The 13,086-nt window shown below is 44.0% G+C and carries 13 protein-coding genes; 6 read left to right on the top strand and 7 right to left on the bottom strand.

All coding sequences use genetic code 11. From position 1 onward, the window contains the following. Positions 1 to 54: 54 nt before the first annotated feature. The 6 genes from ABUE36_RS02880 to ABUE36_RS02855 form a co-directional block, all read right to left on the bottom strand. A complete protein-coding gene (locus ABUE36_RS02880) occupies positions 55 to 765 on the bottom strand; it encodes a CPBP family intramembrane glutamic endopeptidase (protein ID WP_161001873.1) in 711 nt (236 codons plus the stop codon). 23 nt (positions 766 to 788) lie between these two features. Further along, positions 789 to 2,576 carry a DNA helicase RecQ gene (gene recQ / locus ABUE36_RS02875; RefSeq protein WP_421017100.1) on the bottom strand — a complete coding sequence of 596 codons (1,788 nt, stop codon included), beginning with the start codon at positions 2,574 to 2,576 and terminating at the stop codon, positions 789 to 791. A gap of 7 nt (positions 2,577 to 2,583) precedes the next feature. After that, positions 2,584 to 2,889 carry a rhodanese-like domain-containing protein gene (locus ABUE36_RS02870; RefSeq protein ID WP_161001871.1) on the bottom strand — a complete coding sequence of 102 codons (306 nt, stop codon included), beginning with the start codon at positions 2,887 to 2,889 and terminating at the stop codon, positions 2,584 to 2,586. A gap of 185 nt (positions 2,890 to 3,074) precedes the next feature. Then, positions 3,075 to 4,490 carry a C69 family dipeptidase gene (locus tag ABUE36_RS02865; protein WP_421017099.1) on the bottom strand — a complete coding sequence of 472 codons (1,416 nt, stop codon included), beginning with the start codon at positions 4,488 to 4,490 and terminating at the stop codon, positions 3,075 to 3,077. 75 nt (positions 4,491 to 4,565) lie between these two features. Continuing rightward, positions 4,566 to 5,081: a GNAT family N-acetyltransferase gene (locus tag ABUE36_RS02860; RefSeq protein ID WP_161001869.1), complete on the bottom strand. Its 516-nt coding sequence runs from the start codon at positions 5,079 to 5,081 to the stop codon at positions 4,566 to 4,568. Positions 5,082 to 5,400: 319 nt separating this feature from the next. Beyond that, a complete protein-coding gene (locus tag ABUE36_RS02855) occupies positions 5,401 to 7,350 on the bottom strand; it encodes a M13 family metallopeptidase (RefSeq protein ID WP_421017098.1) in 1,950 nt (649 codons plus the stop codon). A gap of 181 nt (positions 7,351 to 7,531) precedes the next feature. Here ABUE36_RS02855 and ABUE36_RS02850 point away from each other — a divergent pair, with 181 nt between their 5' ends. From ABUE36_RS02850 to ABUE36_RS02830, 5 genes are all read left to right on the top strand, one after another. Next, positions 7,532 to 8,182, top strand: coding sequence for an SDR family oxidoreductase (locus tag ABUE36_RS02850; RefSeq protein ID WP_161001868.1), 651 nt, complete (start codon positions 7,532 to 7,534; stop codon positions 8,180 to 8,182). A gap of 169 nt (positions 8,183 to 8,351) precedes the next feature. Beyond that, positions 8,352 to 9,509: an MFS transporter gene (locus tag ABUE36_RS02845; RefSeq protein ID WP_161001867.1), complete on the top strand. Its 1,158-nt coding sequence runs from the start codon at positions 8,352 to 8,354 to the stop codon at positions 9,507 to 9,509. A 73-nt stretch (positions 9,510 to 9,582) separates the two neighbouring features. Beyond that, positions 9,583 to 10,047: an NUDIX hydrolase gene (locus tag ABUE36_RS02840; protein WP_421017097.1), complete on the top strand. Its 465-nt coding sequence runs from the start codon at positions 9,583 to 9,585 to the stop codon at positions 10,045 to 10,047. Positions 10,048 to 10,106: 59 nt separating this feature from the next. Continuing rightward, positions 10,107 to 10,427 (top strand): NUDIX domain-containing protein, encoded by a 321-nt coding sequence (locus tag ABUE36_RS02835; RefSeq protein ID WP_421017096.1) that lies wholly within the window; start codon positions 10,107 to 10,109, stop codon positions 10,425 to 10,427. Between the two features lie 87 nt (positions 10,428 to 10,514). Next, positions 10,515 to 11,444 carry an IS30-like element ISLpl1 family transposase gene (locus ABUE36_RS02830; protein WP_096109805.1) on the top strand — a complete coding sequence of 310 codons (930 nt, stop codon included), beginning with the start codon at positions 10,515 to 10,517 and terminating at the stop codon, positions 11,442 to 11,444. A 29-nt stretch (positions 11,445 to 11,473) separates the two neighbouring features. Here ABUE36_RS02830 and ABUE36_RS02825 read toward each other — a convergent pair whose 3' ends face one another. Beyond that, positions 11,474 to 12,058, bottom strand: coding sequence for a TetR/AcrR family transcriptional regulator (locus tag ABUE36_RS02825; RefSeq protein WP_161001863.1), 585 nt, complete (start codon positions 12,056 to 12,058; stop codon positions 11,474 to 11,476). A gap of 173 nt (positions 12,059 to 12,231) precedes the next feature. On the opposite strand from ABUE36_RS02825, the gene ABUE36_RS02820 reads away from it, so the two are divergent. Continuing rightward, positions 12,232 to 13,038: an oxidoreductase gene (locus tag ABUE36_RS02820; protein WP_161001862.1), complete on the top strand. Its 807-nt coding sequence runs from the start codon at positions 12,232 to 12,234 to the stop codon at positions 13,036 to 13,038. Positions 13,039 to 13,086: the final 48 nt, after the last annotated feature.

Below are 13,086 nucleotides of genomic sequence, written 5' to 3'. Positions count from 1 at the left end.
GTTCATTTGATGCACAAAACCAGGCCACAAGCACATCAGCTTGCAACCTGGTTTTTATAATTGCGGAATCACATGTTTAATTGTGGCGCGTTTTGATTTTCTCAACATAAAAATACCAACAACTAGGAACAACAGAATGGGTGCAATCTCCGTAAAATTGACAATATTGCTGCTTTCCTGAACAGTGTTGTTGTGAAACGACGGAACGAAATCGTTAAGTCCATGCAAAATGATTGGGAATAACAAACTTCCCGTCCTCAGGTAAATCGCTGACAGCATTTGAACAACCGTTGCCATCACAGGTTGATGTACGGCATTAACACCGTGGGCGAGTCCGAACAGCACACTAGATACCAGAACACCAGTCCACAATTGATTACGTCCATGACCTAGTTGGCTAGCTAACGGTAAAAGCAGGCCGCGGAAAACATACTCTTCAGTTGGCCCAACAAAAAGCAACATTGTGACGCCGAGTGCTAAGTTACCCGAACTATTGAACAGAAGCAAAATTGCTTGAGCCAATAAAACGATGGCCACCCAATTTAACGGAATCAATCGCCATGAGCATTCAGTTGGCTTTAAATACACTGTTTGGTGCAACCACAATCGATTCAGCAAAAAAAGTACTGCAAACATCACAATTTCATACGACATAATACCAAATTCACGGCCGATCCCAATGTGTGTTGTAAAAAAGCCACCACCAAGTGCGATGATAATCACGGCCAACCAAGTAACAAATACTTTTACCCATCGATTGTTCATAATGAAGCCTCCTAAAAGTTGCTCTATTGCGCAGTCTCGCTTGCGTCGGCCTCATATTCCTGAATAACATTGAGGAATGCATCCCCGTACTTATCCAATTTATTTTGTCCAACACCCTTGATCGACAACATATCCAATGTACTTTGAGGTAATTCCTCACAAAAAGCCTGAAGCGTCTTATCAGAAAAAATAACGTATGGTGGCACGTGCTGTTGCTCAGCAAAATTCAAACGTAGTTGACGGAGTGACTCGAACAAGCCATCGTCCACCGAAACTGTCCGTTTGGCCTTCACAGCACCACGACGAAGCACTTTTGCCTTACCTTTCAGCACGCTGCCGCCCATCTCACTCACGTGCAGTGTTGAGTATTCACCACCAACTTGCTGCAAATAACCACTACTGGTCAAAAAATCGATCAGGTCGCTGACTTCTTTTTGTGGGCGACCTTTCATCAAACCATAGGTCGATAACTGGTCAAAGTGCTCGTCGCGAATCCGTTTGACGTGCGAACCTGTCAGCACCTGCGCGATAAGTGACTTGCCATAGCGTTGACGCATTCGCAAAACACAGGATAAAACCTTTTGCGCATCGACCGTCACATTGATCTGATCCCGTTCATCTAAGCAATTACCACAATGGCCACAAGCAGGTGAAGCTTCACCAAAGTATTTCAAAATAAACTGCTGTAGACAGCCTTCAGTATTGGCGTACTTAGACATTTCCTGAAGCTTTAAGTACTCACGTGTTTTAAAGGCTGGTTCCATGTCGGACTGATCAATAAAAAAGTGCTGAATCTGTAAGTCCGATGGCTGATACATCAGAATTGCCTCGCTAGGTAAACCGTCACGTCCAGCACGTCCAGCCTCTTGATAGTAGGCCTCTAAGTTGCCTGGCACTTGGTAATGAATAACAAACCGAACGTTGCTTTTATCAATACCCATCCCAAACGCATTCGTGGCTACCATAACTTGCACACGGTCATATAAAAAGTCTTCCTGGTTCTTATTACGGACGTCTTCACTGAGACCAGCGTGGTACATTTCTGCTTTAATGCCCTTCTTCTGTAATAAGCCTGTTAAACGTTCAACCTCCTTACGGGTGCTGGCATAAATAATTCCGGCGGCGTTAGCGTTGACTTTCAGATATTCTAACAGAAAAGCTTCTTTGTTTTGGTTCTTGACGACTTGAAAAGATAAATTATCTCGTGCAAATCCAGTACTGACTTCATTTGTTGGATCAATGTTGAGCCGTTGCATGATGTCGCTGGCCACTTTGCTTGTCGCCGTCGCCGTTAATGCAACAACTACTGGATGTGACGGAAACTGGTGAACGGTATTCATCAAGTTTAGATAGCTCGGTCGAAAATCATGGCCCCACTGGGAAATACAATGCGCCTCGTCAATCGCCAATTGAGAAATGTTCAGGTCACTCAGCTCGCTTAAGAAGCGTTCGTCGTCTAATCGTTCAGGCGCTAAATAAATCAGTTTGACCTGATCCATTGCGGCCTGTTGCAAACGATGTTCAATCTCTTGGTAATCCAACGTACTGTTGATAAACGTCGCCGGAATCCCATTTTCAGATAAGGCGTCAACCTGATCCTTCATCAGCGAAATTAGTGGCGATACGACAACCGTTAACCCCGGTAACATCAAGGCTGGAATCTGGTAGCACAAAGACTTCCCACCACCGGTTGGCATGACAGCAAGGACATTTTTGTGATCCATAATTTTATTAATAATTTCATCTTGGCCCGGTCGGAAACTGTCGTAGCCAAATTTGTCCTTTAATACTTTAAGTGCTGTCTCAGTCATGTGCTCCTCATTTCTTAGTAACTGGGTAACCTGCGCCTTGCCATGCAAGCGTACCGCCGTTGACGTTAACTCCGGTGATGCTACGTCGTTTCATTTGTTCAATCGCTAGTGATGACCGCCGTCCAGAACGACAAATCACTGTATACGTCGAATCTTTTGATAACGTTGGCAGCCACTGATCAATTGTACTCAGTGGTAGATTAACCGTTCGATCGACGTGACCTTCCGCATACTCGTCGGGTTCCCGGACATCGATTAAGTGTTCAATATCCGGCAGCATTGCGTTCAATGTTTGAACTGTTATTTCAATCATGTTTATCCTCTTTTAATGGCAGTTTTAACCATTAGTGCGTTATCAATTATACAGGCTTAGGAACAAACTACAATATCAGACACATGAGATAACATACGCGTTTTACCTTCAAAAGTAACGCTTAAAGCATTTAAAAAGGCGAAAACCCATAATCGGATTTTCACCTTTCTAATTACAATCCATTTCTACAGGTTGTCGCCAGGTTCAAACGTAACCGGTGACAGTTCCAATGCTTCTTTCACTAAGTGATCCATCAACGTTTTCGTCCGTTTGGTAATCTCAGCGGCCGTAACGTCGTTTTGCTTCGTTAAGTATGCCGTCGCATCGGCCTGTGACCCTGCTTCTGCATCTGTCGCGATCACGCGTGAACGGGCGTAGGCCTGACAGGCATCACGATATTCGTTAACCTCAACAATAAAGTCGTGGTAGTGTGGTTCAACTAACACACCGAGTGATTTGTATAACCAGTACGCATTATCCAACGAAACGGCCACAGTTGTGTTCTTATAGTTGACCGGCGTGTCGTTAACATTCGTAAAGAATGGCACGTATGGGCTGTAGGCAAAGAACCCCATCGCCATCCATTCAACTGCGGCATGCGCCGCATCAACGTTTGGCCGAATCTGTAAGATATGTGAGATCTGGTTCCGATCCAGTGCGATTGAACGGAATGTTTTCTTTTGAGCAGGTGTGCCGTCGCCGAACGGATCAAACGGTGTTTCCTGGTAGTGAGACGTGAGGAAATATTCAACGTCTTCCACTGCTAGTTTGCGGTTAGCATGTTGAATAAACGGAATCTGCTGACTAGTTGGGTCCTGTTCCAAATCTGGTGTAAATAATTTTTCACCATACCAAGCACGAGGTGTGTTGTAATGTGCATCACTTTCCGTGTGAGTGCCAAAAATCTCACGGAAATTAAACGTGTCTGGTGTTGGATTCAACTGATTATCAGCCACAAATTCCTGCAAGTCTTTAGCCCACATAAAGTTGTCAGTGTCATTAAAATCAATTGTTTGAATGTTGATTTGGTTTGGTGCAACGGCGTAAGCGTCGTCTGGCAAACGAACGGCCGCCCAGTGATGACCACCAGCCGTTTCCATGTACCACACTTCATCCTTATCAGAGAAAGCGATGCCGTTACTTTCACCAGTCCCGTAATCTTCGATGAAATCGCCGAGACGTTGAACCCCTTCACGCGCAGAATTGATGTATGGCAACACTAATGTCACCATCGCTTCTTCATCAACACCGTCGTGAACCAGAGGATCGAAACCAAGCACCCGTGGACTGGTAAACGTGGTTTCAGTGGCACTCATCGCAACGTTTTTTTCGTTAATTCCGGCCTCTTCATACAAACCGTCATCTGTTGGCACACTGGACTCAGCCGTATACCTTAATGCGTCAGCTGGTAAGTCGATTTTAACCCCAGTGGTGACGGACGTGTACGTGTCCGGTTGACCATGACGAGCCGCATGAACGATGAACTTCTTGGGTCCGATGGCACCATAGCCATCTTCGTTGCGTGCAATGATTGTCGAGCCGTCCATGGTTGCTTTCTTACCAACTAAAATGGCCGTGCATGAAGAATGATTCGTTTTCATCAAAAAGCCTTCTTTATTTATATTGTAATTCCAGTGTATAAGTCTGATGGATAAATTCCTAGTCCTTGGCGGCAATTAAAAGTGTTGTGTGTACATTCGCGTTTCAATAATTTCATCACATAATGGTTGTAATTGTTCCCGCTCGCTAACTTGCGCTTCAAACGTCATGTCCTCAACATAAGCAGTTTTATTGAGCCGCTTAGATAATGCTAGGGGCAGTTTTCGACCATTAATTTTGCACCGTAAATACGTTGCATTAGCATCCAGTTTGAACCCGTTGTGTTGATAAAAACGGTTAGCCGGCACATCCTCTTGCGTCCACAGTTCGCAGTAATGAATATCTTGATCCAACAGTCGTTTGCGCATTGCTTGCCATAAGTCCTTGGCAACACCTTGTCGACGATATTCTGGCAAAACCGCCAAATTCCAAATCATTGCACCGGATTCTTGTTTGTCCGTCATGCTCTTACTGTCGATTTCTGCATCAATCAGGCCGATAATTTTATTTTCTTGAACGACTATTAATTCAACACTGGGTCGTGCAAACGTTTGGCGGTGCTGTTGGACATCTTGAAAATAGCTAGAATCCATGAAAGATAGGACTCGGCATTGGAGCCAAGATAGTTCATCTGTGAGGTGGTAATCGCGAATTTGCATGAGAAAATCCTTTTTAAATCGTATTTTTGAACTGAAGCTAGATGACCAAACGAATCTCGTCCATTGTGAGTGGTCGTCTGTTGCCGCAATTTAGTCAACTTGGTTTTGTTTTTTACTTTTATATAGTCAAAACGCGTTCACACCCCCGCGAGCCTGTGCATAACCCGAAATAAGCACCGTAAAGGCAAAGTTCACCTTCACGGTGCTTATTTCATGTTATTGCTCGGCTCGCAACCCGGGGGTGTTCACGCTCTTACCAAATATGCACTCTCTTATCCGGTGCCAACCACATGCCGTCGCCTTCCTTTACATCGAAAGCGGTGTAGAAGTCGTCCAGATTTTGCGCCTGAACGTTGGCACGCAACTTATGTGGTGCGTGGACGTCGATACTCAACAACATTTGTTCATATTCTTGGCTGGCCTTCATGCACCAAACCTTAGCCCAGTTGGTGAAGAATTCCTTGCCAGAGAAGCTGTCATCTTCCTTAGCCGCTTCTAACGCACAGCTCAGGCCACCTTGGTCCGCAACGTTTTCAGAAACAACCAGCTTACCGTTAACTTTTTGACCTGCAAAATCAAGACCGTTAAATTCATCGATCATCGCTTGCGTCAACCCTTGGAAATGCTTCAAATCGGCTTCGGTCCACCAGTTATGCATGTTCCCGTACTCGTCGAATTGAGCACCATTATTGTCAAAAGCATGTGAAATTTCATGTGCCATAACAGCACCGATCCCACCAAAGTTTTCAGAACTCGTTTGCTTCAAGCTGTAGAATGGCGCCTGCAGAATGGCAGCTGGGAACACGATGATGTTGTTCGATGGGTCGTAATAGGCGTTAACCATCGCTGGATCCATGTAGTTCCACATCGTCCGGTCAACTGGCTTATCGATGTCATCAAAGTTAGCCTGAGCCGCAATCTTCGCAAAGTTCAATGCATTGCTGAATAAGGAGCCACCATCTGCTTCCGTCTTGACCACAAACTGCGCAAACACAGGATCAATTTTGTCAGGAAAACCAACGTTTGGAATCAATGTGTTCAACTTCAAAATAGCCTTGTCACGCGTATCTTTGCTTAACCAGTCATTGTTGGCTAAACGGTTTTTATAGACGTCAATCATTCGGTGAACCATGTCCATGACGTCATTCTTTGCCTTAGTACCGAAATACTTACGAGCGTAGTAATCACCAACGACCATGTTGAATTGACTGTAGGCTAAGCGGTAAGCACCCTTTTGTTTGTCAGGTGCTTCCTTAGTTCCCGTCAACGCACGGTTGTACTCACCGGCAATTACACGAGCATCGTTAGTTAAGTAGCCAGCACAGTTGCGGACCACCTTAACTAAGTACCAGCTCTTTACTTCATCAAAGTTATCAGCCGTTACAAGACTATCAAACGCTTCATAGAACTTAGGATCAGCAACGATAACGCGGTTAACCCGGTTATCAAGTGCTTCATCCACGTAAGCTTTTAAGTCCAGCACAGAACTGTGTTTGCCAAACTCTGATAAGTCTTGCGGGTTATACAGCTTGGGATAATCAGCCTTTTCTTCGCTACTCTTTTCGTGTTGAGCAAACTTCGCATCCAAAGCAACGGCTTGATCCAACGTTGTTTTGATCTCGTCATCACTAAAACCGGTAGCCTTGAACAGTTTTGTCATCATGCCACGGAACGCAGCCATTAGCTTAGGTGCTGCTTCATTGCCCTCCGCATAATAGGTTGTATCTGGCAGGATCAAACTTGGTGCGTCAACGTTTACAACACGATGTTTGGTATCCTTCATGTCAGGTTCAACGTCGATTGGAACTAAGGCGCCACTCCCCTGCTTAATGAAAGTCACTAACTGCTTTTGTAAGTCTTCAAAACTTGTTAAATCCTGAACCTGTTTTACCAGTGGCTTTAATGGCTCGAAACCAGCCTTATCACGAGCTTGGTGGTAGAAAGCAATGAAGTTAGCCAGTAAAACGTTGTTTGGTTCCACTTTGCCATCCAACATGTCGCCAAAGTCACTCATCAATGTCTTTTCAATGTTTTCAACTAAGTCCGCAAAACCACCAGTAGTAGGTTTGTCAGCTGGAATCTTGGCCGTCTTTAGCCAGTCACCATTAACGCCTAAATACAAATCATCTTTAACATCTGCAGTACCCTCGTCTGAGCTAGTAGCGCCGCCGACTAATGCTGCAATGTGATTATTAACTGTCATATATACTGCCTCGTTTTCATATTGATTAGAAAATGGTTAAAGCTCTCATTTAGTATAGCAATTCTCTCACCTAAACAAAAGGGATTCAGAAAACTCGGCCGTAAATGTTTGTAATCTTTGTTTATTGTCGCTACACTGCTGTTATTGAAATTATTTCGGTTACAATTTAAGGAGGATTCCTATGAGTTCTGTATTTCTAGTTGGTGCGCACGGTCATATTGGGCAACAGATTGTTGCCGATTTGGCAGAGAAAGGTATTACAGTCTTTGCTGGCATTCGTGACCTTGCACAGGCTGACGTATTCCCAGACAGTTCGTTTGTTCGCCCAACTGAGTTTGACCTCAACGCTCTGCCAGATAAAATGGCTGACCAGTTCAAGGCCACTGGCGCCGACACCATCGTCTTCTCCGCCGGTTCAGGCGGCAAAACTGGTGACGATCAAACCCTGATTGTTGATCTGGACGGTGCCGTGAAAACGATGGAAGCCGCTGAGCAGGCTGGCATCAAACGTTATATCATGGTCAGCTCCATCTTCAGCAATCACCGTGAAGCGTGGGACGCAAGCGGCATCAAGCCATACATGATTGCTAAACGTTACGCGGACGAAATGCTGAAACAAACGAGTCTCGACTACACTATCATTCGTCCTGGATATTTAACTAATGACGCCGGTACCGGTGAGATCACCATTAACCCAGCTGACGAAAAGGGCGTTAAAATTCCCCGTGCGGACGTCGCTGCAACCATTACCGAGTTGATCGACGCTCCCGACACAATTCGTCAGTCCTATACGATTGGCTCCGGTGACACACCGATTGATCAAGCATTCTAAAATATTCATATGCGATAACAAAACGACGCGTTGGCTCCTTATTGGAGTTGGCGCGTCGTTTGCGGTAAACTGACGGTAATTTTTATAAAGGAGTGCGATGGACATGAAACGAACCATGTTTAAGCATCTGATCCGGTTAACTCATCATTGACACATTTATCGACGGTTCTTGAATCTCAAACGATTATTAATCGTCAGCACTTTTCTAACCGATTTTTCAAACGCCACCCTTATTTTTCTATTTACCTTAATTATTGGTCAGCAAAAGTCTGCCTACTGGCTTAGTCTTCTCTGGGCCAGTTATTACGGTGGCAGTTTTGTTAGCCACTTAGTGATGGTGAGTTATGTAGATCGCCTAACAAGCCGATTTCTAATGCTGGGGTCAGAGGTTTCTCGCTGGCTGATTGTCACTACGTTGCTTGTTAATGGCAATTTCAATCGGCCATTGAATCTTGTCATCATTGTCTGTCTCCTAGGTATTGTTGAACCAATTTTCCACCCAGCAGAAGTCCGTTTGCTAACAGAAGCCTTTAGCCCAACGGAAATGGTTCAAATTAACGCAATTCTCGAGTTGTCAGGCCAATCCACCACGATTATCGGACCCTTCTTAGCCACGTTACTCACAACTTGGTTTAACGCTCGGTTTACGCTGACCGTAATGTCAGTTATCCTGTTTAGCTCTGTCATCATCGTATTAATGATGCCCACGAGTACAGTTGGCAAAAACAAGATTCCAGTTAGTTCACTCCAAACCAGCCTCAGTACGTTTATTCACTCATCAGCTCTACGCCACAGCGCCAGTCTGATGTTTTTACTGAATACGCTATTCATCGGGACCGTAGTGCCCGTGTTGCTTAAGTTCATCCAACGATTTGGTCCACATGCTAATTTTAATTACACGTTGTTGACCGCCAGTCAGTCAATCGGACTTATCCTAATGGCTGCGCACCTCGCCCACAAACCCGTGCACCAGACTAATCTGTTAAAGCGAAATTTATGCACTGTGCTTTTCATCGCGGGATTATTAGCTTTAATTAGTATGACCACTAAGCTTTATTTGCTAATCCTATGGTTTCTGCTAATTGGACTGCTTTCCGCTATCTTTGACGTTGAAAACAATCTGCTATTCCAAAATGCCAGCCCTCACAGTGAAATTGGGCGCATGTATGTTTTCAAAGGTTTGATAAACGTAGGTAGTGTGACATTAGGCACCATATTAGCTAACGTTGTCTTAAACTGGCTATCGGTTCAACAATTGTATTTTGGGTGCGCCGTCTTTTTATTACTGATTAGTCTGTGGCTACTGCTACACCACTCATTCAAGTAAGATACTTTTTAACCGCTTCGTATTTAACAAGTCGCTGATAACGCACTTAATTTTCAGAAGAGAAGGAAACAAAGTGAACGAAAATTATATACAAGGTTTACGTAAAGTGATTGGCCATCAACCACTCATTCTAGTCTTCGCTGGTGGCGTTCTTCGAAATAAGGACGGTGCAATCTTATTGCAACAACGATCAGACTCACGACTGTGGGGGTTCCCCGGCGGCATGCTTCAGTACGGTGAAGCGACTCGCCACGCGGTCATTCGGGAATTTCAAGAAGAAACGGGGCTCCTAACTAAAGTAACAGGACTGTTAGGCACCACTTCTGATTTCATCGCCCACTATCACAATGGTGATGTGGCGCAGACAGTTGGCATCATTTTCGAAATGCAGCTAGTATCCGGTCAACTTAATGCAGACAGCGATGAGACCAGCTCACTACGTTGGTTTTCGCTAAAAGATCATCCCCAATTGTTCAACAGTCAAGCTGAAATAATTTGGAAACATCTTCAACAATTCGACATTCCGTTTTATGATTAATGTGATTGGTCGAAACATTAAATTTCCGTCATCTATCTAATCGAAAAGGAGTGTTTGACATGGCAAATTATATTAAAGAGATTCGGTCACTTACCGGTCATCGCCCATTAATTTTGAATTCTTCAACTGGGTGTTTGCTAAACGATCAACAACAAATTTTACTCCAAGAACGCGCGGATACTGGCGGCTGGTGTCTACCAGGCGGTTATTTGGAATTCGGCGAGTCGTACAAGGAAGCGATGGTGCGTGAATTTAAAGAAGACACCGGGCTATCGGTTACAGTGAACCAAACACTCGGTGTCTTCGATAAGTATTTCTATACATACCCTAACGGCGATGAAACGCAAATTATTTCTACTTTGTTTGTTAGTAGATTGTAAAATTAATCCGAACGCTGTTCGGACAAAAAAGATCAGCTTCCTTTAAAATGGTGTTTACAACAAACCCATCTTTTAGGAGCTGATCTTTTGTCTAGTATAACCTATTCCGAACGAATTAAAATCGAAACCTTTTGTGAACTAGGGCTGTCCAATATCCAAATGGGCGTTCGGCTGAACCGATCACCGTCAACAATTTCTTATGAATTATCTCGATGTCAACCTTATCAGGCTGAATTAGCACAAACAGATGCCGAATACAAGCGATCACGATGTGGTCGGAAAACTAAGCTGAGCGATGAGTTAAAGCAAACAATTCTCAACCATTTACATCTAAGCTGGTCACCAGGAATGATTGCTCACGAATTTAAACTAGCGACTAAATCTATTTATAATTGGCTAAATCAGGGGAGAATTGGTTTCTCCTTGAATGATCTACCTGAACATGGCGTACGCCAACGGCGTAACGTTGACCAACGATCCAAATATAATCAATCTTTGGGGCGATCGATTGAACAGCGTCCCATGATGATTAATCAACGTAATCGCATCGGTGATTTTGAACTAGATACCGTCGTTGGCCCTCGTGGGCATAGTAAGGCAGTTTTATTAACTTTAATCGATCGCAAATCACGGTTCCTTTGGGCATATCGGTTAAAGGACCGAACGACAGCGAGTGTTAATGAAGCACTGACTAAGTTCCTAACAACTTTTAATGGACCGGTGCACAGTTTTACTGTGGACCGTGGTACTGAGTTTAGTGGGCTAGTATCATTTGAATCACAATATGGTATTAAGACCTATTACTGTCATGCTTATACGCCAGCTGAACGTGGTAGTAATGAACGCTTTAATCGGAATTTACGTTATTTTTATCCTAAGGGGACTCGTTTTGAGCACATTAGTGCTCAAGATTTAACGACGACGTTACTCCAAATTAACCAGAGACCGCTTAAAATACTTGACTGGAAAACACCGTATCAGGTTATGCTGACCAATTTGTCCAAAAATTCGGATTAAATTTGCAATCTACCTTCTCGTTTGGATATTTAATCCGGCTTTCTACTAGCCGCAATAATCATATCAATGACGGCACTCAAAGGCGTCGTAACAGGATCGATCGTTTTAGCGGCCACCCGCTGTGCATACGTCGTAATCGTGACAAACCCCATGGTCAAGATAACGTCAGGGTCCATCTCACGTAACTCACCGTCTTCAACGCCCTTCTTTAGCTCTTTAAAAATTTGATCAAAGTTCAGTTCGGCCTCTTCCTGTGATAGATCTAACGTTGCCAATACAGGTGAGGCATTAAACTGCTGAATAAGCGCCATGTCATCAGGATCCTCGATAGCAAACTGATAAAGCGCTCGTGCAAACAGCGTTAGGTTTTCAGTAGCACTGCCCTTGGGCGAATAATGAGTCATTAAGTAATCCCCAATAAGCTGTTTACGGCTTAAAAAGGTCTGCTTAACGATATCTGCCTTATCCTTAAAGTAGATATAAATATTAGATTGCGAAATGCCTGCCGCTTTCGCTACTTTGGTTAGGGTCACGCCACTAATACCCTCTGAAATAATCATCTTTGTCGTCACGTCGAGGATATGCTGCCGACGATTTTCATCTTTTTCTCTCATGTTGTCACTATAAAAGAATTTAGATTCCTGGTCAAGATAAAAAGTCTTTTTAAATAAATGATTTACAAAGAATAAAAATTCTTTTATATTAAAACACGTTCAATTGAATCCAGTTACTCATTTATTTTTTTGCTCAATAAAAGAATTTATATTCCTTAAAGGAGATTATTAACATGACTAAACCCGTTGTGATCATTACTGGTGCATCCTCAGGCATGGGTGAATCCGCGGCCAAACAATTCTTTGACGCTGGTTATACTGTTTACGCCGGCGCCCGCCGCATTGAAAAAATGGCGCACTTGTCTAAATTAGGTATCCACACCTTTCATTTGGACGTCACCGACCCCCAATCTAACCAGGCTTTTGTCGATCAGGTACTAAAAGACGCTGGTCGGATTGATATCCTAATTAATAACGCTGGCTATGGCTCTTTTGGCGCGCTGGAAGATGTCTCCCCCGAAGAAGCCAAGCAACAATTCGATGTGAATGTTTTTGGGGCCATGAACCTAACCCAACTGGTATTGCCAACGATGCGGGCTCAACATTCAGGTCGGATCATCAACAATTCATCCATCGTTGGTCAAATTTATGCACCACTTGGTGGCTGGTACTTTGCTTCAAAACACGCTTTTGAGGCGCTCAGTGATTCACTTCGTTTGGAGGTCAAACAGTTCGGTATCGACGTTATCATCACCGAACCCGGTGGTACCAATACGAACTGGCTGAAAATTTCCGCGGACCACCTCATCGCGGCTACACCAGCCAACTCAGCGTATCGCAAGATGGTCGATGATTTTACCAGCGCAACACCATCTGGTCTAGAAACGGCAGATCAAATCGGCGCTTTAATGCTCAAAGTTGCTCAAATCAAGCACCCAAAAACTCGTTATCAAGCCACAATGCGCGATAAATGGATGGTCATTGCAGCTCGCAAACTTTCTTACCGAATGTTTGACCGCATGGTAAGTGGCGGACTATAAAGCGTGCGTTAAAGTATTGATATTAAAGGATTTATAACTTAATCAAGA

The organism is Furfurilactobacillus cerevisiae, from assembly GCF_048961765.1.
Taxonomy (GTDB): Bacteria; Bacillota; Bacilli; order Lactobacillales; family Lactobacillaceae; genus Furfurilactobacillus; species Furfurilactobacillus milii_A.
Note: the sequence above shows the minus strand (reverse complement) of the source record. Positions and strands in the feature narration are given on the sequence as shown.

What these genes read in the sequence shown, in the direction of transcription:
- ABUE36_RS02850 (WP_161001868.1), top strand. Translation starts at nt 7,532, where the DNA reads ATGAGTTCTGTATTTCTAGTTGGTGCGCACGGTCATATTGGGCAACAG.
- ABUE36_RS02865 (WP_421017099.1), bottom strand. Translation starts at nt 4,490, where the DNA reads ATGAAAACGAATCATTCTTCATGCACGGCCATTTTAGTTGGTAAGAAA.
- recQ (WP_421017100.1), bottom strand. Translation starts at nt 2,576, where the DNA reads ATGACTGAGACAGCACTTAAAGTATTAAAGGACAAATTTGGCTACGAC.
- ABUE36_RS02860 (WP_161001869.1), bottom strand. Translation starts at nt 5,081, where the DNA reads ATGGATTCTAGCTATTTTCAAGATGTCCAACAGCACCGCCAAACGTTT.
- ABUE36_RS02880 (WP_161001873.1), bottom strand. Translation starts at nt 765, where the DNA reads ATGAACAATCGATGGGTAAAAGTATTTGTTACTTGGTTGGCCGTGATT.
- ABUE36_RS02820 (WP_161001862.1), top strand. Translation starts at nt 12,232, where the DNA reads ATGACTAAACCCGTTGTGATCATTACTGGTGCATCCTCAGGCATGGGT.
- ABUE36_RS02835 (WP_421017096.1), top strand. Translation starts at nt 10,107, where the DNA reads ATGGCAAATTATATTAAAGAGATTCGGTCACTTACCGGTCATCGCCCA.
- ABUE36_RS02855 (WP_421017098.1), bottom strand. Translation starts at nt 7,350, where the DNA reads ATGACAGTTAATAATCACATTGCAGCATTAGTCGGCGGCGCTACTAGC.
- ABUE36_RS02870 (WP_161001871.1), bottom strand. Translation starts at nt 2,889, where the DNA reads ATGATTGAAATAACAGTTCAAACATTGAACGCAATGCTGCCGGATATT.
- ABUE36_RS02825 (WP_161001863.1), bottom strand. Translation starts at nt 12,058, where the DNA reads ATGAGAGAAAAAGATGAAAATCGTCGGCAGCATATCCTCGACGTGACG.